Origin of the sequence: Shewanella sp. T24-MNA-CIBAN-0130, from assembly GCF_040310185.1 — a bacterium.
In the GTDB taxonomy this organism is placed as follows: Bacteria; Pseudomonadota; Gammaproteobacteria; order Enterobacterales; family Shewanellaceae; genus Shewanella; species Shewanella psychromarinicola.
On the sequence record NZ_JBEOPP010000254.1, the window covers coordinates 1 to 281 of the forward strand.

Sequence of the window (281 nt, forward strand, 5' to 3'; positions counted from 1 at the left end):
ATTTACAACAGTTATGCCAGTATCAATTTAGGATACTCCTTGGATTTTTTTTGCTGTTTATTGGCCAAAATTGTTGGGCTAATACACTCTCTGGGATACCGCTTAGACTGACATCAGACTCCATAACGAAAATTGAATTACACGACTGGGTTTATGCCAATCAAAGTAATGATATTGAAAACCTAACCACATTATTACAACGGCCAGAAAACAGCTGGAAAAAACTTGATACCAATCAACCATATCAAATAGGCATTAAAAACTATTGGGTGAGTTTTAGT

The 281-nt window shown here is 35.2% G+C and carries 1 pseudogene; it reads left to right on the forward strand.

The features are described 5' to 3' along the window. A pseudogene (locus tag AAEZ02_RS22285) lies at positions 1-281 on the forward strand (deoxynucleoside kinase); the annotation flags it as partial.